This is a genomic window from Bacteroides difficilis, assembly GCF_048319815.1.
Classification (GTDB): domain Bacteria; phylum Bacteroidota; class Bacteroidia; order Bacteroidales; family Bacteroidaceae; genus Bacteroides; species Bacteroides zhangwenhongii.
This window is the reverse complement of record NZ_CP182814.1, coordinates 5,423,575-5,445,968: the sequence shown is the minus strand read 5'-3', so window position 1 is coordinate 5,445,968 and position 22,394 is coordinate 5,423,575. Positions and strand designations below refer to the sequence as shown.

Here is a 22,394-nt window from a genome sequence, read left to right as displayed (position 1 = left end):
TTTAAACAATTTGATTTGAAAATGGGACATCATCAAATAGATATTTTGGATGAGCAAATCCTGAAACTGATTGCAGGAAATGCGCGTATTCCTTTTCTTGAAGTAGCAAGAGCGTGTAATGTTTCCGGCGCTGCCATTCATCAACGTATTCAGAAGTTGACAAATCTTGGAATCCTGAAAGGTTCAGAATATATTATTGATCCTGAGAAAGTAGGGTATGAGACTTGCGCCTACATCGGTATATATCTGAAAGATCCCGAATCTTTTGATTCGGTGACGAAGGCTTTGGAAGCTATACCCGAAGTAGTCGAATGCCATTTCACTACCGGAAAATATGATATGTTTATCAAGATTTACGCTAAAAACAATCATCACCTGTTGAGCATTATTCATGATAAATTACAGCCGCTTGGTCTGGCCCGTACTGAAACATTAATATCTTTCCATGAAGCCATCAAGCGACAGATGCCGATAGATATAGACTTTGATGATGAAGATTAGTCAAATCATCTCATCAACCGATAGTGACAGATGAGATGATAAGATTGCGCTAAGCGGAAGTCAGTTATTTCCTTGTGTAATCGACAAAAGCATACGAGCAGAGATGTTTCTCGTCCGCAGGGTGAGTCTCTCTGCTTTTTTCTTGCCACACGGCCGGAGAGACCTCCGGAAAGTACACATCCGCTTCGGGAGCCGTACTGTCTATTTCCGTCAGACAAAGTTCGTCGGCGAATGGTAACGCTTGTTGATAGATACTTGCTCCTCCTATGATATATACGTGTTCATCTTCTTTGCAACTCTGCAAAGCGGCGGTGAGCGAAGGAAACACTTCCGCACCGGGACATTGCATTGCCGGATTGGAAGAGATAACTACATTTCTGCGATTCGGTAATGCACCTTTCGGAAGTGACTCAAAAGTTTTCCGTCCCATAACTATGGTGTTTCCGGTAGTCAATGCCTTAAAACGTTTCAAGTCGTTGGGCAGCCAGAACAAGAGTTTATTTTGGAAACCTATTGCTCTACGGCGGTCTACGGCAGCAATTATTGATATTTTACTCATATTGTCATACAGCTACTGCACCCGCTATGTGAGGATGCGGGTCATAATTTACTAACTCAAAGTCCTCGAATTTGAAATCGAAAATGCTTTTTACATCTGGATTGATGCTCATTTGCGGTAACGGACGAGGTTCGCGTGTAAGTTGTAGTTTCACTTGTTCCAGATGATTCAGGTATATATGAGCGTCCCCCAAAGTATGGATAAAATCTCCTGCTTTTAGCCCCGTCACTTGCGCCATCATCTGCAACAATAATGCATACGACGCGATATTGAAAGGAACACCTAGAAAAATATCGGCGCTGCGTTGATAAAGTTGCAGGCTCAATCGACCGTTCGCCACATAAAATTGGAAAAAGGCGTGGCAAGGCGGCAAGTTCATGTTGTCTAAGTCCGCTACATTCCAGGCGCTAACAATGATACGGCGTGAGTCCGGATTGTGTTTGATCGTTTCCACCGTTTCACTGATTTGGTCGATAAATCCCCCGTTGTAGTCAGGCCACGAACGCCACTGATACCCATAAATATGCCCTAAATCACCGTTTGCATCCGCCCATTCGTTCCAGATGCGCACTCCATGCTCTTGCAGATACTTCACATTGGTATCTCCTTGCAAGAACCAGAGTAATTCATATATAATTGATTTTAAATGCAATTTCTTGGTCGTCAGGCAAGGGAAACCGTCCTCAAGGTTAAAACGCATTTGATGACCGAAGACGCTGATGGTTCCGGTTCCGGTACGGTCACTTTTCTCTGTGCCTTCGGTTAATACACGATTTAATAAATCCAAATATTGTTTCATAATGAATAAATTTCAAATACTATACGTACGCTTGCGCAAAATTATATATACGTTCGCTCAAGACTATATACGCTTGCGCAAAATTACAAAAATGGAGTGAATAAATTAGCAAACCATCCTACGAACTTCTTCCAGGGCGAACGCTTTTTCCAGAATTCGGGAGTCAGCTGGGTGCAATCCCGGATGTCTTCGTGAAACATCGTGTTCAGTTCGCCCGTTATCCGTTTGTCAAAAATAAAAGCATTGGTTTCGTAGTCATACCGCAGGCTGCGGCTATTCAGATTGGCAGTCCCCACTGTGCAAAACAGATCATCGACCATCATGATTTTAGAGTGATGGAACCCGCCGTTGTACATATAGACCGTTGCCCCTCTTTTCATCAGTTTGTGAAGTTTATAGAGTGCAGCGTCTGGGGTAAATGGAATATCGGAAGCGGAAGAAACCATGATTGTCACATCCACCCCCCGATCAATGGTTCGGTAAAGCGCCTTTTTGATTGAAGAGGTCGGCACGAAGTAAGGATTTACGATGTGAACGTTTTTTTGTGCCGAATAAATACTCATCGCATACGCATGGCTCAGCATTCGGCTGTTCTTTTTCGGAGTACGGTCAACGATTGCGACAATGATGTCGGTACTATCCGTCTTGCTCTCGTGGAGTGGAAAGTAGGCAGCTCCTCCTACATTTTGTTTGGTCTCTTTGTTCCAGATTGTCAGGAAGATTTCCTGTAAGTCATTGACCGCGTCTCCCTCTATGCGCATATGCATATCACGCCAGGTCCCTATTTTAGGCAGACCGTTGATATAGTAATCTGCTATATTCATGCCTCCCGTATAAGCTATTTTTCCATCAATGACAGCTATTTTCCGATGGTCGCGGTGGGCAGCGTGGTTGATATAAGGGAATGTGAACGGATCGAACTTTACAATTTCAATGCCCTGCTCACGTATTTTCTTGAGATGTTTCTTTTTTAGAGGTTTGTTGTTAGACCAGTTGCCAAAAGCATCGAACATAGCACGTACCTCAACCCCCTCTTTCACTTTCTGAGCCAGCAAGTCGAATAGGGCATTGGCGATGGAATCGTTGCGGAAGTTAAAGTATTCCAGATGAATATGATGTTTGGCTTCCCGGATAGCTTCGAATAAATCGATAAACTTTTCCCGTCCGCTTTTCAGTAACTTTACTTTATTGTTGTCGGAAATGGGTATACCGGACTCTTCCAGAAAACGCAATACAAGTGAGTCACTTGTAAGTCCGATCGAGTCTCTGGGTTGTGTCTTTAGACTGTCTATGATGTCTGCCTGAGCGTGTAATAAAGACAGGAACAGGAATAAAATAAATATACGTAATTTCAAAACTCTTCTCTCTGTTTTAGTTTACAGTCCAACAAAGATACGACATCTATGTTTGGGCTTGCTTGGGAGAAAGGGTATATTTATTATTGTTTAACAGACGAGGCGCTTTTATAGCTCTTATGCCATCATAATCTTATGCTTCGATAACTTTTAGCCATTGATAACTTTTATGCCATCGATGCAACTTTTCGTGTCGCTATAAACAGCAGGACGACAGAGGCGATAATAATCGATTTCGGATCTAGCTCCGCAGTGCCCTGATTAATCATGCTTATGAACACTTCTCTGATTGTTCCCCAAGCAGCTTCCAAGCCGCCCATCCAAATGAAAAGCACAGCTCCCGCAACCACCACGGCAGCGTTCCAGATGCGTACCAACCGATTGCTACGATCGGGCAAGCGATGCATGACACGGTGGCTGAAGCCATTATCAGCTATTTCCTGTTTGTTAGCCGTGAAGAAATCCTTCAAAAGCTTCTCGTCATTTTCAATTTTTGTCATAACCGTTTTGTTTTAAATACGTTGCCAACTTTTCTTTTCCACGCGACAGATGGCTTTTCACCGTTCCTGTCGGTATTCCTGTAATTCCCGCAATCTTTTCGATGCTTAAATCTTCCATATAAAAAAGCGTGATGCAGGTTCTTTCTATTTCTTTAAGCGTCTTAAGCGATCGGTAGATATCCATCTTTTGACCGACGTTTTCCTGTTCGGCACTGTTGACGGCATCTATTTCTCTGGCGTCAAGGTCTGCCGTTTCTTTGCGACTGCGAATATAATCATAAAATATATTGTACGCAATTCGATACAGCCACGTGGAGAAACTGGACAAATTTCTGAAAGAAGCAATATTTGTATACGCTTTGATAAACGTGTCTTGTGCCAGGTCGTCACTCAATTCGCTGTCTCCGCAAGTCAGATTCAGGAAGAACCGCCGGACCGGTGATTGGTACTTCTTCACCAACTGGTCGAAGGCCTTAGTGTTTCTGAACACCACGACCTGCGCGACTAGCGATATATCATTGAGTTGATTCATCTTTGACTGTCATTCTCTTGATTTTCATCTTTCTTTCTACCGATGATCCACTGCCCGATTCCCATGAAAGTGATTAGCAGACCGATAGTGCCGATTGAAAATTCACCGGTAATAGCCCAGAGGAAGATGAAAAGTCCGATTCCCGTAAAGATGTTTTTGATGCCTTGCGTACGCGGATCATTCGGCTTGTCCTCTTTGAGAAAATCTTCCGGAAGCGGCTGTCCGGCAGCAAGAGCCTGTTCGACAAGGCGATAGCGTGCTTTCCGGTTCTTGTAGCGGAAGAAGAAAATGATGAATAGGATAAACACCGGAAAACCGAAGACTGCAATGATTGCGATGATAGGAATCAGAACATCCTCCATCGCATTGGATAGGCTGTACAGAACACTATGATTACTTGTGTCCGTAGCAGTAACATTCTCTTTGGCGATAGAGTCGGTTGTGTCTGTGTCAACTACCAGAGTCGGTTCCGCCTGACTGATGGAGTCGTGGGCAACAGGATTCTGATTTTGAGCGACAGCCAGTGTGCAAGTGGTCAATACAACCATCAAAGCAAGTAGAAAATTTTTCATATAGATCGTTTTTTAATTTGTTTCTTTGTTTGTTAGACGTAGTTAATGACTTAGAAAGTTGCAAAGAGACGAAATATTTTTGATATTTGCGGAAATTAATAAATGAAAAATGGAATTACCCGCTTCTTTTGTAGACTATACCCGCTCTTTATTAGGTGAAGAAGAATATGAAAAACTGGCCGTTGCCCTGCAGCAAGAACCACCTGTCAGTATCCGCTTCAACAATGAAAAATGGAAAATGCAGGATGAAGGGGTATCTGCTGTCCATTCTCCCTTCGACCGAGTTTCTTGGTCGTCCGAAGGGGTTTATCTGGACGAACGCCTGACTTTTACATTCGATCCGTTGTTTCATGCCGGTTGTTTCTATGTTCAGGAGGCCTCCTCGATGTTTGTAGAGCAGGCATTACGCCAATACATCAAAGAACCGGCAATAATGTTGGATCTTTGCGCCGCTCCCGGTGGAAAGTCTACCCATGCCCGTAGCGTGCTGCCCGAAGGAAGCCTGCTGGTGGCTAATGAAGTCATACGGAACCGTTCACAGGTTTTGGCGGAAAATCTTGCGAAGTGGGGACATCCGGATGTGGTGGTTACCAATAATGATCCGGCGGATTTCTCGGCTTTACCGTCTTTTTTTGATGTCATTCTCACCGACGTTCCTTGTTCCGGTGAAGGAATGTTTCGCAAAGACCTTGTGGCAATAGAAGAATGGACTCCGGAGAATGTAGAGATTTGCTGGCAGAGGCAGCGGAGGATTATTGCAGATATTTGGCCTTGTCTGAAGCCCGGAGGCATTCTTATATATAGTACCTGTACATTTAATACAAAAGAAGATGAAGAAAACGTACGCTGGATTCAGCAAGAGTTCGGGGCGGAACTGTTGCCGTTGGAAGTTCGGGAAGAATGGAATATAACAGGAAATCTGTTGAAAGATGAATCGGCCGGGACCGTTCATTGGGAGGACATTCCCGTCTATCACTTCTTTCCTCATAAAACGAAAGGAGAGGGATTCTTTCTGGCTGTTCTTCGGAAACCGTGCATAGAAACAGATGAAAACGAAACGAAGAAGGCATGGGAAACCATCAATTCAGAGAAGTCTGCAATCTCAAAATCTACGATAGCGCGAGCTGCAAAGAAAAAAGGGAAACACGCTGGGAAAGGAGTCCCGTCTGTCGCTAAAGAGTTGATGGATGTAGCCCGGAGCTGGGTGAGGGACATCGGCAACTATTCTCTTCTGACCGATGCAGAAACCGTTTACGCCTTTCCCAATGCTCGTCTGGAAGAGTTGGAAGCACTTCGACAGAAATTGAAAGTGATCCAGTCCGGTGTGTCGGTGGGTGAAGTGAAAGGGAGAGATTTGGTTCCCGCTCATGCGCTGGCACTGTGCCCTGTGCTGTTGCGTGACGGCGCTTTTGTCGTTGAGGACATTAGCTATGAGCAGGCGATAGCTTATTTGCGCAAAGAAGCTATTGTACTTCCTGCTACGGTGGCTCGCGGGTTCGTGTTGCTTACTTATAGAGGCGTTCCGTTGGGCTTCGTGAAAAATATCGGTAACCGGGCTAACAATCTTTATCCGCAGGAATGGCGTATTCGTAGCGGCTATCTGCCGGAGGAACTTCGGATACTGTAAATTTCTCGGCACAATTAAAACATAATATTCGCCTAAGGCAAAATCCCTACCGGCATTTCAATTTCGGAAAATGCAAAGATGACCTTGCTCGTTTCGCTTTCTTCGATGCTGTTGGAAGCGGGAGGAGTGACAGGAGAAGTGCGCGTACTGTTTAGCGGTGGTGTCCCCCAATTCAGTGCCAGATTTTTGTCGAGTCGGTGAAGGCCGTATGCATTGCATCGCAGGGTGTATGTATAGCGTTTGGTGTCGGCATTCCCTTCTTTTTCCGGCAGGACAAAAGCGAGTGAAACTTTCTCATCTGCCTCCTGTGCCAGTTCGTAAGTACCTTTAACGAGGAGTTTCAATCCGGAAGAAAAAGCCGTCTGTTCACCTCGTTCAAAGAAGTAAGCTTCACGGCTCGGAGTGTTGATCAGAAAGATAAAATCTACCCCCTGCAACGGTTGGGGCGTTGTGATACCTTCCTCGCCTAAATAATCGGCAGGAAGCAACTGCAACGCTTCGTAATTGTCCACCACTTTGATATTGAGCACACAACTCTCCGAAGTCGCATAGTCCGTCACCCGCAGGCGAGTTTTCCCGGTGAGGTAGCCACGCACATATATATTCGTGCCGTTTGGCACTCCGCTCCAACCTTTTTCAATTCCCGCGGCGGCAATTTGTGTGTGCTCCATTTCCAGATTGTAATCACCGTTTCCGCTTTTCGGACCAATATACCGTATACCGCCCATAGGTACTTCGTAGTAACTGTCATAAAATTCGAGTGGCTGGTTGTCCTCGTCTTTACAAGCATTCAATGAGGCTAAAAGACAAAATAATGTAGCTAAGTAGTAGAGTTTTCTTTTCATGGCAATTTAGGTTGTGTATTAGGTGCAAATATAGGGAAATAATTAAAAAACAGGATAAGATCAGTTCGATTTTGTTTGTGGGAGATTATAAAGAAGATAAAAACTTAAAAGTGCAAGAATGACAGAGATGCGATAGAATTAAAAGCCCTTCACCCGCCAACTTTATGTTCGAACCTTAATATATTCAAATGCTGATGCGGATAACTAAAAAATGCCGATTGACATAGTAATGTGTCAACCGGCATTTATAAATTCCTTGAATGTTACTTTATATCATTTATGTCTTTTATTATTTCCCTGATTACTGATAGCATTTGCGGAATGTCCTGTCTTACAGTCTTGAATACAACTTCCGCGTCAATCTCGAAATAATGATGAGCTATTTTATCTCGCATCCTCATTACACCGCTCCAGTAAATAGTAGGATAATGAGGTAAAAGCTCTGCATGAGTAATTTTATCAAGTCCTTTTACCGTTTCTCCTAAAGCGATTAAATTCATACAGATGGCGTCTAATCTCAACATTCCATCAGGAGAACAGAGAAAATCATTCGGAGTTTGAATCATTGATGTTCGGCTGATGATTAATTCTAGTGCATTTTCGATATTTTGTAAACTATCAGATACTAATTCTTTGTCAAACATAAATGGCCTCCTTTATGATATGTCTCTTTAAAGCTTCATTCATTTGTTCACGTATTCTTACTAAATCTACCGGGCAACCAAGCAGTTCTTCCAATTCGCATTGTATACGGTCCAATGTAAGAAGAGATGGAGCTTCTCCTTCATAACAAATATCCACATCACTTTGCTCTGTCTGTTCGTTTCGAGCTACCGAACCGAAAATGCCCAATCGTGCAAAACCATATTTTAAGGCATTAGCCGCTTTATAAGATTTTAATAATGCTAATATTTCAGATGTAGATTTCATATTCTTCCTCCATTCGTGTACAACAAAGATAAGCAATTTGCATGAATAATGCAATACTCTCTTATAATTTGCTCTTGTAGATCCGCGCCATTGCCTTCTGGTATTGATTCTCCAGTTGCAGATAATTCTGGTGGCTCTGATAGAGCACGGACACCTCCACAAAGTACTCAATCATGCTGATTTGTCCTCCGGTCAAGGCCTGTTTGAGCAAGGCAAGATCTTGTTGCGACCGGAAAGTCCTCGTGTACTCCTCCATAGAAGCATGAAGCGTTTTGGCTTCCCGGTAAAGCTGTGCCAGTTCGGATTCTACCTGCAAGGCGGCATTATCCCTTTGCAGATCTATGTTCAGAGCCTGTGCTTTGGCAATCTTCACCTTGTTCCGGTTTTCAAAAAGAGGGAAAGAGAATCCCACCACTAGGCCGTTGAAAGGAGTACCCGATTCCGTGTTCCGGCGGTAGCCCAGCTCCAGTTTCGGCAACCATTGCGACTTGTTGACAGCAATTTGTTTGCGGGCGACGAGGCTCTCGTTGCCAAGCGCCATCAACGTGCGGTCTGCCGATAACACCTCCGATTTCAGTATCTGATAATCAGTCGGGAAAGGCACGGCCGGGTATTGGCTCTCCTCGAAAACAACCGGAAGATTTCCGTTCAACGTACTCAGTTCCTGCAATTTATTGCGCAGCGCCGTTTCGTTTAGAGACACTTCCGTCTTGACATTCAGCAACTCCAGATTGATCTTGTTCGTTTCGAGCGCATTGGCATCTCCTGTCTGCAGGCGTTTGGCGTACATTTTAGCAAGTTCTTCCGCATTGCGCAGGCGTTCTTCTAAAATCTGCTTCTGCTGGCGAAGCATGATGATGTCCAGGCAAAGCTCCTTTGCCTGCAATAACTTCTCCTGCCGAAAAACATCCGCCTGGCTGTCGTAAGCTCCGATTTTCAGACGGTTCAGCTTGTTGCGCGTGGCATATAAGCTGGGGAAGTCGAAGCTCTGCGAAACCACCAACTCACCGATTGTTTCACTTTTATCTTTCGAGCCCCAGAGGTGTGCATAGGAAAGCGTGGGATCGGGCAGATTGTTGTCCGTTCTAGCCTCCAGCTTTTGCGACTGAATCAGCTGCTTGTTAGCCTGCAATTCCTTGTTGTTCGTTTCGATATTTCTCAAAACCTGCTCAATGCTGTTCTGGGCTTGCGCACTGCCTGCGGTCAGGAGCAGAAGTGCCGCGCCGATAGTTATGATTTGTTTCATTTTCATCTTCTTTATTGGTTGTAAATTGCAATTACAGACTTGCTGAAGCCTTCTTGCGGTGCATCATCAGATAAACAATCGGGACGATGAATCCGTTCAGGAAAGTAGAGGTTAACAAGCCTCCCAAAATCACTTTTGCCATCGGACTCTGAATCTCGTTGCCCGGAAGATCACCTCCCAGAGCCAGCGGAATCAATGCCAGAGCAGAAGACAAAGCCGTCATCAGGATCGGGTTCAGACGGTCGAGCGAGCCTTGCATCACGCTGTCGTACACGTTCAACCCCTCCACTTGCTGGAGATGATTGTAATGGCTGATGAGCAGCATACCGTTACGGGTAGCAATTCCGAACAGAGAGATGAACCCGATGATAGCGGGTATACTAACTTCCCCCGTTGTAAGTACCAATGCGAAAACGCCACCGATCAACGCGAGCGGCAGATTCAGCAGGATGACTCCCGACTCCTTGACGCTGCGGAACTCATGGTAAAGCAATAGAAAAATCACAACGATGCTGATAAATGAAGTCAGCGCTAATGTTCTGCTCGCCGCCTGTTCGCTCTCAAACTGCCCGCCGTATTCGATGTGGTAGCCTTCGGGTAATTGCACGGATGCGTCGATCTGCTTCTGGATGTCGTTTACCACACTGCGCAAGTCGCGGTCGGCAACGTTGGCGGAAATCACGATTTTCCGTTTCACGTTCTCACGGTTGATAGTGTTAGGCCCCATAGCCGATGTCACTTCCGCCACATAGCTTAGGGGGACTTTGCGTCCGTCGTTCGTGTCCACCATCAAGTTGCGGATTTTCTCCATCTCGTCACGGGCGTCGTTCTTCACCTTCACAATCAGGTCGAAACTCTTGCCTTGTTCGTACACCTGCGAGATCACTTTTCCCGCCAGAGCGACATTCACGTACTCGGAGAACTCCGGCAGTGTGATTCCGAACTTGGCCAGCATTTCGCGTTTGGGCTGTATTTTTAACTGCGGACGTTCGATCTGCTGTTCCACATTCAGGTCGGCAATGCCGGGAATTGCGCCGATCGCCTCTTTGATCTGATTGCCGATGGAAAACATCTTGTTCAGGTCGTCGCCGAATAGCTTGATGGCAATATTTGCTTTCGTACCGGACAACATGGCGTCAATCCGGTGGCTGATCGGCTGTCCGATTTCAATGTTTGCTCCTGTAATTGTGCCCAGCTTTTCACGTACATCCGCCACCAGTTCGCTGCGCGAGCGCTCGCCCAGTTCAAACGGAGCCTCAATTTCGGACACGTTCACACCCAATGCGTGCTCATCCAGTTCGGCACGTCCCGTTTTGCGGGCAACGGTTTGTATCTCCGGAATGGTCAACAGCAACTCTTCCGCGCGCTGTCCCATTTTGTTGCTCTCTTCCAGCGATATACCCGGCAGAGAACTGATATTGATTGTGAACGAACCTTCGTTGAAAGAAGGGAGGAAGCTACGTCCCAGCGTGAAGAACACACCGAGCACCACGACGAAGAGAGCGATAGTTCCACCCAGTGTCACCCGTTTGTGCGCCAGCACCCAAGACAGTGCCTTTTCATAAATCCCTTTCATCCAGCGGGCTACGAAAGACTCTTTCAGTTCCTTGTTCGTCTTGTTGCTTCCCAACAGATAAGAGCAGAGCACCGGAGTCAGTGTCAATGCTACCACCGTCGAGGCGAATAACGCCACGATGAAAGCAATGCCCAGCGGGACCAGCATTCGGCCTTCCATGCCACTCAGGAAAAATAAGGGAACGAAACTGACTACGATAATTAAAGTTGAGTTCAAAATCGGCATACGAACCTCCTTCGAGGCGTTGAACACCACTTCGAGCGTGCTCAATCTTTCCGCTTCCGCTTTCAGCCGGTTTTCACGCAAGCGCTTGTATACGTTCTCCACGTCAACGATGGCATCGTCCACCAGCGAACCGATGGCGATTGCCATACCTCCGAGACTCATAGTGTTGATAGTCAGTCCCATATAATGCAGTGTCAAGATCGATACGAGCAGTGAGAGAGGCAGTGTCACCAGCGAAATAAGCGTAGTGCGCACATTTGCCAGAAACAAGAACAGAACGATAACGACAAAGATACCTCCTTCAAAGAGCGATTTTTTCACGTTGCCGATAGAACTTTCGATGAAGCGGCTTTGGCGGAAAATGTCCGTAGAAACCTTTACATCCGGTGGCAGGTTCTTCTGAAGGTCTTTTAGCGAAGCCTCCAGCTTGTCCGTCAGTTCCAGTGTACTGGTGGCGGGCTGCTTGGTCACAGTCAGCAGGACGGCAGGTTTTCCCCGTTCCGAAGCCGTACCCAATTTCGGCGCTTTGGGGCCTATCGCCACGTCTGCTATATCTTCCAGAGTGACCGGAAAGTTGTTCACCGTCTTTACCACCGCCTTGCCGAGCTGTTCCGTCTGAGTGGTGGAAAGCACGCCTCGCACTATATATTCATTTCCGAACTCGTAAAGCACTCCGCCGTTGGCGTTCAGGTTCATGTCTTGCGTCACCGCCATCACCTCACCCATCGAAACACCGTAGTGGCGCATCCGCTCGGGATCAAGCTGAATCTGGTACTCTTTGATGTCTCCTCCGAGCACCGCTACTTGCGCCACTCCTCCGGTAGACAGCAGACGCGGGCGGATAGTCCAGTCGGCAATCGTACGGAGGTCGAGCATGGAGGTAGAGTCGGCCGTCAGCCCGACAATGAGCATTTCGCCCAGAATAGAAGATTGCGGGCCGAGTGTCGGTTTTCCAACGTTGACCGGAAGCGATTCACTGACTACAGCGAGCTTTTCACTCACAATCTGTCGGGCAAGATAAATATCTGTTCCCCAGTCGAATTCCACCCAGACAACAGAAAAACCATTGGTGGAAGAAGAACGGACACGGCGTACACCGGTAGCTCCGTTTACGGCGGTTTCCACAGGGAAAGTCACGAGTTGTTCAACCTCTTCGGCGGCCATACCATTGGCTTCGGTCATGATGACAACCGTAGGCGCGTTGAGGTCGGGAAACACGTCTACTTCCGTGTGCATGGCAGTGTAGCTCCCCGCAATGAGCAGAAGAATGGAAGCGCAGAGCACCAGCAACCGGTTGTGCAGGGAATAATGTATGATTTTATTAAGCATCTTTTTAAATTAAGAATTATGAATGAGGAATTAAGGATGAAGATTCATTCTTCATTTAATCAGTGTTCGTGGCTGTGTGCGGGGATGGCATTGCTTGCACTGGCCAGTCTTACCTGGTACGCTCCTTCGGTCACAACGCGGTCGCCCGCTTTCACGCCGGACAGGATCTGGACATTTTTTCCGTTGTCGGCTCCTACGGTCACTTCCTGTTTCTTGTACCCTTCCTCATCCAGTTGCAGATATACAAAGTAGATCCCTTGTTCCTCCGTCAATGCGGTGCGTGGAAGGGAAATTACGTTTTCCATTGGCGACGAGAGCAGGAAAACCTCTACGAATGAGCCGGGAATCACTTCACCTTTGTTATCGAACTCGAAGGTGACAGGCACGTAGAAAGAATTGTCTCCGGCAGTTTTCCCGAAAGACAGGAGTTTGCCGTTGAGCGCTTGCAGTTTGTATACCTTATTATTATAAGGAGTCTGGAAATTGGCGGAGCTGATTGTGCGGAGGTACGGGTAGTACTTTTCCGACACTTCGGCGCGGAGGAACAGACGGCGGTTCTGCGTCACGCTAACCAGTGGTTGTCCGATGGTCACGTAGTCCCCCTCTTTCACCAGTATACTTTTCACATAGCCTGCGATGGGAGCTGTGATATTTTGTCCGATAGCCGAATGGTTCTTCGAAAGGGCCTCGTAGCTGATGCGGGCGTTTTCGTAATTCTGCTCCGCCTGTGCAAATTCCTTGTCGGATACGATTTTGTTTTTGACAAGGGCTTTCATCCGTTCGTACTCTTTCTTCGACACCTCGTAGGCGATGCGGGCACGTTGTACCGGGTCACCGTCGGCTATATTGTTTGAAGAAATGGTGACCAACGGTGTGCCGCTGCCGACGCTCATTCCTTCCGTCACTTTTCCACGAAAAGAAACAACGCCGGCTACGGTAGCTACGGCAACCGATTCGTCCCCCTGAGCAGCAAGTACTTGTCCGCTGGTTTTAATGACCTGTTGGAAAGGAGCGGGCTCGATGATACTAGCCTTTACTCCGGCTGCTTCGGCTTTCACTTTCGGAAGGATGATCTCGTCACTATGCGCTTCGGCCGTTTCGAGGTGGCTGTCTGCTGTTTCGTGACTGTGCCCTTTACCGGATTCATCCCCGTGGGCGCTGTGGTCGTGATCTTCTGTGGCATGATTATGTCCTTCCGCCTCATGATCATGCTCGTTGTGTGTATGTGTGACGGTACTATTACAAGAGGCAAGGATAAATAAACCCAGCACTCCGAAAAAAATAAGTTTCTTCATAAATGATATTTCCTACTTAAGTTTTTTGTTTTCTTTTTGTTGTTGCAGATTCATACTGCAAAAATACGGCAAGGTTCTTGCAACTGACTTGCAAAGATGAATTGACGTTCCAACTGACTTGCAAAGATTAGCTACAACGCCTTTGCAACTGACTTGCAAGAGCGTTTTTAAGCGAAAACAGAGTAGGGAGGTGCGCGAAGCGAGGTGGCACGGTAGAAATCCGTGCCATGCAGAGAGTCTCGGAAGACGTAATAGTTCTTTACCCGTTTCTCCTGCGGGCGTAGTAAATGTTCGATAATGACATCGGTGAACAGCGTAGCGATAAATACATAATCCGGACTGCTATAGCTGTGTATGGATGGGATGGACGACTGAAAGCGTGTCAGACACTCGCTGTTGCAACAGGCGTCGCTCCCCTGATGATGGTGCTTGGGGCATTGTTGCTCTACGGGCAAGTCCTGCTTCATGCAAATCATTCCGTTAGGGTGGTGATGATGGGGAATAACGGCTGCCACCAACATGATAATGTTGATAAAAAACAGCAGAGTTACTATGATTCTTTTTTTCCCTTTCATCCTGTGCAAAGATACAAATTCTTTATCTTCTCCCGGAAGCCGACCCCTTCTTTTTATTATTTATTATTTCTTTTCCAGCTCTTGCAACGAATCCATCTTTTTCTTTTCGAGGAATTCATAGATACCGCAGAGGTGTTCCGTCACCTTCTGATTGCCAAACTCATAAACCTTTGATACCAGTCCGTCGAGGAAATCGCGGTCGTGCGAAACGACAATCAGCGTGCCGTCAAAATCGAGCAACGCCTGTTTCAGGATGTCCTTTGTTTTCATGTCGAGGTGATTCGTCGGCTCGTCCAGAATGAGAAGGTTGACCGGCTCCAGCAATAGCTTGATCATTGCCAGGCGGGTACGCTCTCCACCCGAAAGCACTTTCACTTTCTTCATCGACTCCTCCGGACCGCCAAACATGAAAGCACCCAGCAAGTCGCGGATCTTGTTTCGGATTTCCCCTTTCGCTACGTCGTCAATCGTCTGGAACACAGTCAGATTCTCGTCCATCAGTGAAGCCTGATTCTGTGCAAAATACCCGATTTGTACATTATGTCCCAGCGTCAGCGTGCCATCGTGCTCTATTTCCCGCATGATACATTTGACAAGCGTAGACTTACCCTCGCCGTTCTTGCCGACGAACGCCACCTTGTCTCCGCGCTCAATCGTCAGATTGGCGCCCTTGAACACCACCTTCTCTCCATACGTTTTCCCAACATTCTCCATGATGACCGGATAACTGCCCGAACGGGGGGAAGGCGGGAATTTCAGACGCAAAGCGGAAGTGTCCTCTTCGTCCACCTCCAGCAGTTCCAGTTTCTCCAGCATTTTCACACGGCTCTGTACCTGCAAGGTCTTCGAGTACGTCCCCTTGAAACGTTCGATAAACTCCTTCGTCTCGGCGATGAACTTCTGCTGCTCATCGTACGCCTTCTGTTGCTGTTCGCGGCGTTCCTTGCGCAGTTGGAGATATTGTGAGTAGTTTACTTTGTAGTCGTAGATGCGCCCCATTGTCACTTCGATGGTGCGGGTCGTGATGTTGTCGACAAACTTGCGGTCGTGGCTGATGACAATCACCGCCTTGCCGTTATTGATCAGGAAATCTTCCAGCCATTGGATAGACTCGATGTCGAGATGGTTCGTCGGCTCGTCGAGCAGCAGCACGTCCGGTTTCTGCAACAGCAACTTCGCCAACTCGATGCGCATCCGCCATCCGCCACTGAAATCACTTGTCTGACGTCCGAAGTCTTCCCGGCGGAAACCGAGTCCGAGCAACGCTTTCTCTACATCCTCCTCGTAGTTCGTGGCGTCGATTGAATAATACTTCTCGCTCAGGGAGGATACTTCCTCGATCAGAGCCATATAACTGTCGCTTTCGTAGTCCGTCCGTGTCTCCAACTCCTTGTTCAGGTTCTCGATTTGCGCTTCCATCTCGTGCAGATGCGCGAAAGCTTGTGCCGTTTCGTCGAACACCGTGCGTCCGTCCTCCGTCATCAAGTGCTGGGGCAGATAGGCCACCACGCACTCTTTCGGTGCGGAGACCTTGCCGCGTGTAGGTTGCCTCACGCCTGCCAGAATCTTGAGCAGTGTACTTTTTCCCGCTCCGTTTTTCCCCATCAGGGCGATGCGGTCTTTTTCATTAATAACGAAAGAGATATCACTAAATAAAGTCGTGCCGCCAAATTCTACGGCCAGTCCGTCTACAGAAATCATATTATTCTTTTAAATTGAGGCGCAAAGATAGCGAAATATATGAATATTTTTTATATCTTGCGGGCTGAAATAGGATATTAACTTGTTGGAATAGGATATTAACTTGTTGAGACAGGATATTAACTTAAGGATATAGAAGGATATAGATGGAAAATAATATACTAAATAATATGGAAGGTACGCAAACATCTGAATTCAGACCGCTTATACTTGTGGCTGAAGACGACGACAGCAACTTTAAACTGATTAAAGCGATCATAGGTAAGAAATGTGATATCATGTGGGCACGGAACGGAGAAGAAATGGTAACATTATTTCAAACACACGGGGAAGATGCCAAAGCGATGTTGATGGACATTAAAATGCCGCTGATGAATGGGCTGGAAGCGACGAAAATTATTCGTGAGTCCAACACTACGATTCCCATTATCATGCAGACTGCCTACGCTTTCAGTTCGGATAAGGAAAATGCGATGAAGGCGGGAGCTACGGAAGTGCTGGTGAAGCCGATTACGCTAGGGGTTCTTCGCGGTACACTAAGTAAATATCTGCCCGACTTGCAGTGGTAAATGAATAATAAAACGCAGATTAACGCAAATTATCATAGAAAAGATTCTATAAGTCATTGATTAATATGTCAATTGAATATCAATTGAATATCTATTGAATATCTATTGAAATGGATTAGTCAAGACTTGGAGTCTGTTTAAATAATCTATGCTAACTTGCGTTAATCTGCGTTTTGATATATCCCCCCCCCCTTTTGGGAGGGGGGGAGAAATTAGTTCTTATGGTTGAGAACCGGATGCATCATCGTCAGTAGTAATAGGTTCAACCCACGTTTCATCGTCATCCCATCCGGTGCGGCGGAAGCCTTTGATGGTGTACGTTTTGCCTTCCAGCGTATATTTCACTTCGATGCCGTCCGCTTTCCCGTTTGTCGGAGTCGTAACGCTTTCTAAAGTGACTTTTCCGGAAGTGACTGTAAATTCCCCTACGGGAGTCGTTCCGTCGGCAACCATATTGCCTGCTGTTCCGTTAAAGGTGAGTTCTTCCACATTACAACTGATTTTGCCTAGAATACCACTTTGGAATTTATTACCGTTCGGCAACTTGATCCACAACTTGTCCTTATCATTATCCGCTGTATTGTACAGATACAGATAAGTTCCGTAGACGTTGTATGATTCGTCATCGTCCTTTGTTGTGCTTATAACCAGTTCCTCATTGTTCTCGTCCAGCACTTTGACGTAATATTGTCCGCTCAGCGGGTATATAGGGGCAAACTCCTGCTCATAGTCTCCATAAGTGTCGCATGACACGAAAGTGACCATTGTGAACATCAGGACTAATAAATAATTAATAGGTTTCATGTATATATCCTTTCTTTCTATTGTTCAATATCCTTATTATTTTTTATGCCACCACAGCGGTTCGGTAATTGCCGGAACTTTCGTAGGCGCATTCGTATTATAGTCCAACGACTCTTTTGAGTAGATGAAGCGGTGAGCAAACTGCCCCATAGCTAACGAACTGTTGGGGTTATATGCCAGTGTACCCAAAACGTAAGTCGCATCGTCTGTTGTTTTTTCGCTGACTTCCGGAATACCGGTGCGGTTGATATCGAACCATGCATCCCAAGCCTGGCAACGGGTACTGGCAATCCATTTCTGGGTAAGGATACATTTCAGCATACTTTCTTCGTCGGTGTCTTGGAATTCGTAAAGACCTCCGTTTGCAGTAAATTCAGCAGCTTTGTCGCCATGATTCCATCTAGCGAAAGAGAGTTCAACAGCATCGTCATAGTGAGTCTTTGCATTATCTTTGTCTCCTAACCGTGCATAGCATTCCGCCAACAGGTATTCGGCTTCGGCCGCTGACATATAATAAACAGGATCGGTAGCACCGATTACGGCACGCGAAGTTGTTGAAATGCTATATGTGCTGGAAGTTCTGTTCCCATAAGGAATCGCTCTATATTCGGTTCTCTCAGATGCGACAGTCATTTCGTAAAAGTCTCCGATGCGCGGATCTTTATGCTCTTTATCTTTTTCTAGATAATTGAGCAGCGTCGTACAAGCGCGTACATTATTTGTCGTATTCAACTGTCGGCGGTCATTCTCATAGAACGGATTGGACTTATTTACGACGTCCTCGAAGCAGTGTACCGTTGCGTCGTCTTCCAGGAAATCACCGGCAGCGAGCATTGTTTCTATCTCCGCCTTGTTCGTGTCAAAGTCTCTCATGAGCAACTTCAACTTTAAAGTTTTGGCAAATCTGATCCATTTCGCGATATCCCCGTCATAGATATAATCTTCCACGTTCATGGTTTTCAGACCTTTGGCAGAGGCTTCCGCTTCCTTGTCGATAGCGTCGTCCAGCATTTTGATAATGCCGGGATAAACCACCGTTTTACTATCATCGTATTTGCAGTTCTGACCTTTCAGAGCTTCGGTGAAAGGAATATCTCCATAAGCGTCGGTGAGCACGTGATAGGTAAACGCGGTCATGATTTTTCCGACCACCCAATAGTTCCACGCACCTTCCTCTTCTGATTTCTTGATAACGAGATCGAGATCAGGCAAAACGTCCGCGTACGGAATTCTCCACAGACGGAGGTCGCTGGAAGAAGTCATCGCATAGTTGACCAGCGTGATATATTGGCTGGATGACGGATTCTGCGTGTAGTGCTGTGACCACATAGAACCGTAGAGTTGGTACAAATACCCCATTACGGCAGCCGAGCCGGTGAATGCGGACGGCAGTAACGTCGTTACCGTCACTTGTGATTCGTCCGGATAATTCGGATTCTTGTTGACGTCCAGATAGTCCTCGCAAGAGGTGAACGTGCCGGACAGGATGGCGCTTAATACACCTATATATAAATACTTGAATTTTTTCATCTTCGATCGTTTTTTTTAGAATACAACTTTAATACCTCCACCTATATTGCGCGTAGAAGGCAAGGCGGCAAATTCTCCCAGTTCGGAAGCGATATCGTTACCGAAAGTTGTGGTTTCCGGGTCTACGTAATTGTTAGCTTTCGGAGTCCACATAAAGAGGTTGCGTCCGATCAGGCTCAGGTCTAGCTGCTGGATACCCAGTTTGGAAATCCATGCTTTCGGGAATGAGTAAGACAAGACCAGTTCCCTCAGTTTCACATAACCTTTCGGGATGATGAAGTTCTCGAACTGGCTGTCCGAGTAAGAGTCGCTGTAATAACTGCTCATGTTGTCGCTGGTCACGGGACGGTTGTTTTCGGCGTAGCCTCCGTCCTTGAGGGCGATTACGGAGTTGGGCACGACGAACGGTTCGCGGTTGTTGAACAGCGAGCGGGTAGTGTTGCCGACGAAGTGCATCAGCTGTGCGGTGTAGGAGTACATATAACCGCCTTTACGCCAGTCGGCCACAGCGGAAAGGGTGAATCCTTTGTAGCTCACGCGGGTGTTGAAACCCATATTGAAATCGGGAGCGGACGAACCGATCGTCTTCATTTCGCTGTTGCTGGTAGTCGGGATACCGTTGGCGTCGACAATCACTTTGCCGTAGTAAGGGCTGTTCTCGTCCTGTACGGTAGCGAGGGCGGGCACTTGGAAGATTCCGAGCGGTTCGCCGACTTTGGCAACGAAGTTAGCGCTGTAAGCCGTTTTCAATACGTATTCGGTCACAGGCTTGTCCCCCTCGTTCCACAACTTGTTCACCTTGCTCCAGTTCTTGCTGAAGGTGACTCCCAAGTCCCATTCCACCTCTTTGGTGCGGATCGGAGTCAGGTTGAGGGCGATTTCGATACCTTTGTTGGAAATTTCGCCAACGTTGCGCACGGCACTGGTGTAGCGTGTTTCCGGGGCGACGTCTGCCGCGATGATCTGGTTTTTGGTCAGCTTGTCGTAGTAGGCGAAGTCAATGCCGATGCGGTTGCTGAGGAAGTTGGCGGTCAAGCCCAATTCCCATTCGGAAGTCTTCTCCGGTTTCAGGTTGTTGTTGGGCTGGCGGTTGTATTCGGTCAGTCCCAACGCCCCGTTCAGCGGAGTGTCCAGATAGCCGTAGCCGGATGAAATATGATCGGGGATGTAGTATGCCAGCGTTCTGTACACGTCGGCGTCGTTACCCGTCTGTCCCCATGCGGCGCGCACTTTCAGGAAGTCTATCACGTTGTTTTTCAGCGAGGGGAACATATCGGTCAGGATGACGGACGTGTTGATTCCTCCGTAGAAGAAACTGTTGTGGTGGATGGGCAATGTAGATGACCAGTCGTTGCGTCCGGAAAGGTTGACAAACCAGAAATTCTTGTACCCGAATTCCACCTGTGCGAAGGCTCCGATTGTTCTGCGCAAATCGCTGTAATTGGTGCTGACGGGCTTGTCGGTCCCGTTCTGCAGATTGTACCATCCTTCCATGAACAGCCCTTCGAGAAACGACTTCAGATAAGACGATTTCCGTTGGTTGAGGTTCCATCCCGCCGTACCTCCGAGAGTGATGTCCGTGCCGATATTGTAGTTGGCGCTCAGGAAGAGGGTCGCGTCGATCTGGTCGTAATTGTCGGTACGTTCGGTATAAGTACCCTTTTCTTCGGATTTGCCTCCGATGCTGCTATACGAATTGTCGGCGTACGTCAGTTTCGCCGTGCGCAGCTTCTGGCGGGAGTTGGTGAAGTCACCTCCGAGACGTCCTACGGCCTTCAGACCGGGAATGACCTCGTAAGACAATTCCAGCTTACCGTAGATGCGGTCGTCCTGATAGTTGTTCTTATTGTTGGCGAGTACCCAGTAAGGGTTCTGCGCGTACCACGTGTAATAGTTGTCTCCGTTGAACCGTTCGTCGTTGAAATCCTTCATGACGGAATAGTCGATGTCCACCGGGTGCTGTATCAGTTCCTGCTGCATGGTGGCTCCCGCGTTTCCTTGTCCGGCGGCGGCTTTCGTCATGTCTTTGCGGATATACGTGATGCTGGCGTCGGCGGCGAACTTGCCGAATTTCATGTTGCCGCGGAATGACAGGGTGTTACGTTCGTATTTGTCGGCATTGTTGGGCAGCACGCCGTTAGAGGAGGTGTTGCCGTAAGAAAGCATCAAGCCCATCTTTTCGTTGCCGGTGCGGACGCTGATGTTGTTGTTCATCTCGAATCCGGTGGTGTAGAAGTTGCGGAGATTGTCTTTCACGAACGAGTAGTGCTTTTTCATCGGGGTAGTCAGTTTGCTGGAGCCCCATTCGTTGAGCCGGCCGTCCAATGCAGGTCCCCACGATCCGTTCTCGCTTCTGTCCCACGTTCCCCAGCCTTGTCCGAACTTGTCCTGTTCCTGCGGCACGCGGAGCACGTTGGAAGCCATGAAAGAGCCGTCGTACGAAACGGTCAGCTTTTCTTGTTTGGCGCGTTTGGTGGTGATCATCACTACACCGTTGGCGGCACGCGAGCCGTAGAGGGCGGTGGCTGAGGCACCTTTCAGTACGGTGACGGATTCCACGTCGTCGGGGTTGATGTCGTTTGCCCCGTTACCGAAGTCGATAGCGTCGCCGGCCGCGATGACACCGTTGCCCTGGTCGTTGGAGAGGCTGGTGTTGTTGGACATCGGCACGCCGTCGATGACGTATAGCGGCTGGTTGCTGGAGAAAGAGGAATAACCGCGCACGATTACTTTCTGTGAGCTACCGGCCGTTCCGGAGCTGGAAATGTTTACACCGGCTATTTTTCCGGAAAGTCCGGACATCACGGAACCTGACTTGGCTGCGACCAAATCGTCATTTTTCACTGTAGAAGCGGCATAACCCAGTATTTTCTCGCTTCTTTTGATACCTAAGGCGGTAACGACCACCTCGTCCAGCGCCTTCGCGTCCGAACGCAGCACGATGTTTAAAATCCCTTCCTTGATTGTCACTTCCTGGGGGATCATTCCCACATAAGAAACGCGTAAAGTTTTGGAGGAGCTTGGTACGTTGCTGATTGTAAATTTACCGTCAATATCGGTGATTGTACCAAGAGTGGTGCCATTGACTAATACTGAAGCACCTACGACAGGCTGTCCATCTTCTTCGGATGTTACCAATCCGGTCACTTTGGATGTCTGCGCTGTCGCCAGACCTATGCCTATAAATAGGAAGGTCATGAAGAACATCAATTTTCTTTTCATAAATTCTCTCTTAAATTTAACCTAAAAACACATCATTTCTCTCTAACAGGCTGCAAAGATAACACAAATTATAATAATCTAAGAAAAGTAATGTGTTTTTAA

General features: G+C 47.3%; 20 protein-coding genes. 3 read left to right on the top strand and 17 right to left on the bottom strand.

Features of this window, described 5'->3' with window-relative positions; all coding sequences use genetic code 11:
* The first annotated feature begins 21 nt into the window (after positions 1–21).
* Entirely contained in the window at positions 22–501 is a 480-nt protein-coding gene (locus ACNOGP_RS21395; protein WP_007766776.1) for an Lrp/AsnC family transcriptional regulator, read from the top strand.
* Between the two features lie 64 nt (positions 502–565).
* On the opposite strand, the gene ACNOGP_RS21390 is transcribed toward ACNOGP_RS21395, so the two are convergent.
* The 6 genes from ACNOGP_RS21390 to ACNOGP_RS21365 form a co-directional block, all read right to left on the bottom strand.
* Positions 566–1,060, bottom strand: a complete 495-nt coding sequence (locus ACNOGP_RS21390; protein ID WP_143865020.1) for a dihydrofolate reductase — start codon at positions 1,058–1,060, stop codon at positions 566–568.
* Between the two features lie 4 nt (positions 1,061–1,064).
* Entirely contained in the window at positions 1,065–1,859 is a 795-nt protein-coding gene (locus ACNOGP_RS21385; protein WP_418213677.1) for a thymidylate synthase, read from the bottom strand.
* Between the two features lie 83 nt (positions 1,860–1,942).
* Entirely contained in the window at positions 1,943–3,214 is a 1,272-nt protein-coding gene (cls, locus tag ACNOGP_RS21380; RefSeq protein ID WP_007766774.1) for a cardiolipin synthase, read from the bottom strand.
* Positions 3,215–3,381: 167 nt separating this feature from the next.
* On the bottom strand, positions 3,382–3,714 hold the full coding sequence (locus ACNOGP_RS21375; protein ID WP_418213676.1) for a DUF5056 domain-containing protein: 333 nt from the start codon (positions 3,712–3,714) through the stop codon (positions 3,382–3,384).
* Positions 3,701–4,246, bottom strand: coding sequence for an RNA polymerase sigma factor (locus ACNOGP_RS21370; protein ID WP_143865022.1), 546 nt, complete (start codon positions 4,244–4,246; stop codon positions 3,701–3,703). Before ACNOGP_RS21370 ends, ACNOGP_RS21375 begins: the two co-directional genes overlap by 14 nt.
* Entirely contained in the window at positions 4,243–4,818 is a 576-nt protein-coding gene (locus ACNOGP_RS21365) for a DUF6249 domain-containing protein (RefSeq protein WP_143865023.1), read from the bottom strand. Before ACNOGP_RS21365 ends, ACNOGP_RS21370 begins: the two co-directional genes overlap by 4 nt.
* Positions 4,819–4,927: 109 nt before the next feature.
* Between ACNOGP_RS21365 and ACNOGP_RS21360 the strand changes: the two genes are divergently transcribed.
* On the top strand, positions 4,928–6,445 hold the full coding sequence (locus ACNOGP_RS21360; RefSeq protein ID WP_418213675.1) for a methyltransferase RsmF C-terminal domain-like protein: 1,518 nt from the start codon (positions 4,928–4,930) through the stop codon (positions 6,443–6,445).
* 32 nt (positions 6,446–6,477) lie between these two features.
* On the opposite strand, the gene ACNOGP_RS21355 is transcribed toward ACNOGP_RS21360, so the two are convergent.
* From ACNOGP_RS21355 to ACNOGP_RS21320, 8 genes are all read right to left on the bottom strand, one after another.
* Complete coding sequence (locus tag ACNOGP_RS21355) at positions 6,478–7,290, bottom strand: hypothetical protein (RefSeq protein WP_418213674.1); 813 nt, start codon at positions 7,288–7,290, stop codon at positions 6,478–6,480.
* A 263-nt stretch (positions 7,291–7,553) separates the two neighbouring features.
* On the bottom strand, positions 7,554–7,934 hold the full coding sequence (locus tag ACNOGP_RS21350) for a DUF86 domain-containing protein (RefSeq protein ID WP_007766758.1): 381 nt from the start codon (positions 7,932–7,934) through the stop codon (positions 7,554–7,556).
* The gene (locus tag ACNOGP_RS21345) at positions 7,927–8,220 is read right to left on the bottom strand and encodes a nucleotidyltransferase family protein (protein WP_195474973.1); all 294 of its coding nucleotides are present in this window, start codon (positions 8,218–8,220) and stop codon (positions 7,927–7,929) included. Before ACNOGP_RS21345 ends, ACNOGP_RS21350 begins: the two co-directional genes overlap by 8 nt.
* Before the next feature lie 61 nt (positions 8,221–8,281).
* Positions 8,282–9,466 carry a TolC family protein gene (locus ACNOGP_RS21340; RefSeq protein ID WP_143865026.1) on the bottom strand — a complete coding sequence of 395 codons (1,185 nt, stop codon included), beginning with the start codon at positions 9,464–9,466 and terminating at the stop codon, positions 8,282–8,284.
* 31 nt (positions 9,467–9,497) lie between these two features.
* Positions 9,498–12,596, bottom strand: a complete 3,099-nt coding sequence (locus ACNOGP_RS21335; protein ID WP_418213673.1) for an efflux RND transporter permease subunit — start codon at positions 12,594–12,596, stop codon at positions 9,498–9,500.
* Positions 12,597–12,655: 59 nt separating this feature from the next.
* Positions 12,656–13,891: an efflux RND transporter periplasmic adaptor subunit gene (locus ACNOGP_RS21330; RefSeq protein ID WP_418213672.1), complete on the bottom strand. Its 1,236-nt coding sequence runs from the start codon at positions 13,889–13,891 to the stop codon at positions 12,656–12,658.
* A gap of 167 nt (positions 13,892–14,058) precedes the next feature.
* Positions 14,059–14,466: a DUF6769 family protein gene (locus ACNOGP_RS21325; protein ID WP_195474969.1), complete on the bottom strand. Its 408-nt coding sequence runs from the start codon at positions 14,464–14,466 to the stop codon at positions 14,059–14,061.
* A gap of 63 nt (positions 14,467–14,529) precedes the next feature.
* The gene (locus ACNOGP_RS21320; protein ID WP_418213671.1) at positions 14,530–16,167 is read right to left on the bottom strand and encodes an ABC-F family ATP-binding cassette domain-containing protein; all 1,638 of its coding nucleotides are present in this window, start codon (positions 16,165–16,167) and stop codon (positions 14,530–14,532) included.
* A gap of 170 nt (positions 16,168–16,337) precedes the next feature.
* Between ACNOGP_RS21320 and ACNOGP_RS21315 the strand changes: the two genes are divergently transcribed.
* On the top strand, positions 16,338–16,736 hold the full coding sequence (locus ACNOGP_RS21315) for a response regulator (protein ID WP_195475049.1): 399 nt from the start codon (positions 16,338–16,340) through the stop codon (positions 16,734–16,736).
* A gap of 219 nt (positions 16,737–16,955) precedes the next feature.
* Here the strand turns inward: ACNOGP_RS21315 and ACNOGP_RS21310 are convergent, their stop codons facing one another.
* Genes ACNOGP_RS21310 through ACNOGP_RS21300 form a run of 3 tightly spaced genes read right to left on the bottom strand, consistent with a single transcriptional unit; the run spans position 16,956 to position 22,292 of the window.
* On the bottom strand, positions 16,956–17,540 hold the full coding sequence (locus ACNOGP_RS21310) for a lipid-binding protein (protein ID WP_418213670.1): 585 nt from the start codon (positions 17,538–17,540) through the stop codon (positions 16,956–16,958).
* A 36-nt stretch (positions 17,541–17,576) separates the two neighbouring features.
* A complete protein-coding gene (locus tag ACNOGP_RS21305) occupies positions 17,577–19,070 on the bottom strand; it encodes a SusD/RagB family nutrient-binding outer membrane lipoprotein (RefSeq protein WP_418213669.1) in 1,494 nt (497 codons plus the stop codon).
* A 15-nt stretch (positions 19,071–19,085) separates the two neighbouring features.
* A complete protein-coding gene (locus ACNOGP_RS21300) occupies positions 19,086–22,292 on the bottom strand; it encodes a SusC/RagA family TonB-linked outer membrane protein (RefSeq protein WP_143865032.1) in 3,207 nt (1,068 codons plus the stop codon).
* Positions 22,293–22,394 lie beyond the last annotated feature (102 nt).

Excerpts from the sequence above, each read along its gene's own strand:
- ACNOGP_RS21395 (WP_007766776.1), top strand. The coding sequence starts at position 22 with ATGGGACATCATCAAATAGATATTTTGGATGAGCAAATCCTGAAACTG.
- ACNOGP_RS21390 (WP_143865020.1), bottom strand. The coding sequence starts at position 1,060 with ATGAGTAAAATATCAATAATTGCTGCCGTAGACCGCCGTAGAGCAATA.
- ACNOGP_RS21385 (WP_418213677.1), bottom strand. The coding sequence starts at position 1,859 with ATGAAACAATATTTGGATTTATTAAATCGTGTATTAACCGAAGGCACA.
- ACNOGP_RS21375 (WP_418213676.1), bottom strand. The coding sequence starts at position 3,714 with ATGACAAAAATTGAAAATGACGAGAAGCTTTTGAAGGATTTCTTCACG.
- ACNOGP_RS21370 (WP_143865022.1), bottom strand. The coding sequence starts at position 4,246 with ATGAATCAACTCAATGATATATCGCTAGTCGCGCAGGTCGTGGTGTTC.
- ACNOGP_RS21365 (WP_143865023.1), bottom strand. The coding sequence starts at position 4,818 with ATGAAAAATTTTCTACTTGCTTTGATGGTTGTATTGACCACTTGCACA.
- ACNOGP_RS21360 (WP_418213675.1), top strand. The coding sequence starts at position 4,928 with ATGGAATTACCCGCTTCTTTTGTAGACTATACCCGCTCTTTATTAGGT.
- ACNOGP_RS21355 (WP_418213674.1), bottom strand. The coding sequence starts at position 7,290 with ATGAAAAGAAAACTCTACTACTTAGCTACATTATTTTGTCTTTTAGCC.
- ACNOGP_RS21350 (WP_007766758.1), bottom strand. The coding sequence starts at position 7,934 with ATGTTTGACAAAGAATTAGTATCTGATAGTTTACAAAATATCGAAAAT.
- ACNOGP_RS21345 (WP_195474973.1), bottom strand. The coding sequence starts at position 8,220 with ATGAAATCTACATCTGAAATATTAGCATTATTAAAATCTTATAAAGCG.
- ACNOGP_RS21340 (WP_143865026.1), bottom strand. The coding sequence starts at position 9,466 with ATGAAACAAATCATAACTATCGGCGCGGCACTTCTGCTCCTGACCGCA.
- ACNOGP_RS21335 (WP_418213673.1), bottom strand. The coding sequence starts at position 12,596 with ATGCTTAATAAAATCATACATTATTCCCTGCACAACCGGTTGCTGGTG.
- ACNOGP_RS21330 (WP_418213672.1), bottom strand. The coding sequence starts at position 13,891 with ATGAAGAAACTTATTTTTTTCGGAGTGCTGGGTTTATTTATCCTTGCC.
- ACNOGP_RS21325 (WP_195474969.1), bottom strand. The coding sequence starts at position 14,466 with ATGAAAGGGAAAAAAAGAATCATAGTAACTCTGCTGTTTTTTATCAAC.
- ACNOGP_RS21320 (WP_418213671.1), bottom strand. The coding sequence starts at position 16,167 with ATGATTTCTGTAGACGGACTGGCCGTAGAATTTGGCGGCACGACTTTA.
- ACNOGP_RS21315 (WP_195475049.1), top strand. The coding sequence starts at position 16,338 with ATGGAAGGTACGCAAACATCTGAATTCAGACCGCTTATACTTGTGGCT.
- ACNOGP_RS21310 (WP_418213670.1), bottom strand. The coding sequence starts at position 17,540 with ATGAAACCTATTAATTATTTATTAGTCCTGATGTTCACAATGGTCACT.
- ACNOGP_RS21305 (WP_418213669.1), bottom strand. The coding sequence starts at position 19,070 with ATGAAAAAATTCAAGTATTTATATATAGGTGTATTAAGCGCCATCCTG.
- ACNOGP_RS21300 (WP_143865032.1), bottom strand. The coding sequence starts at position 22,292 with ATGAAAAGAAAATTGATGTTCTTCATGACCTTCCTATTTATAGGCATA.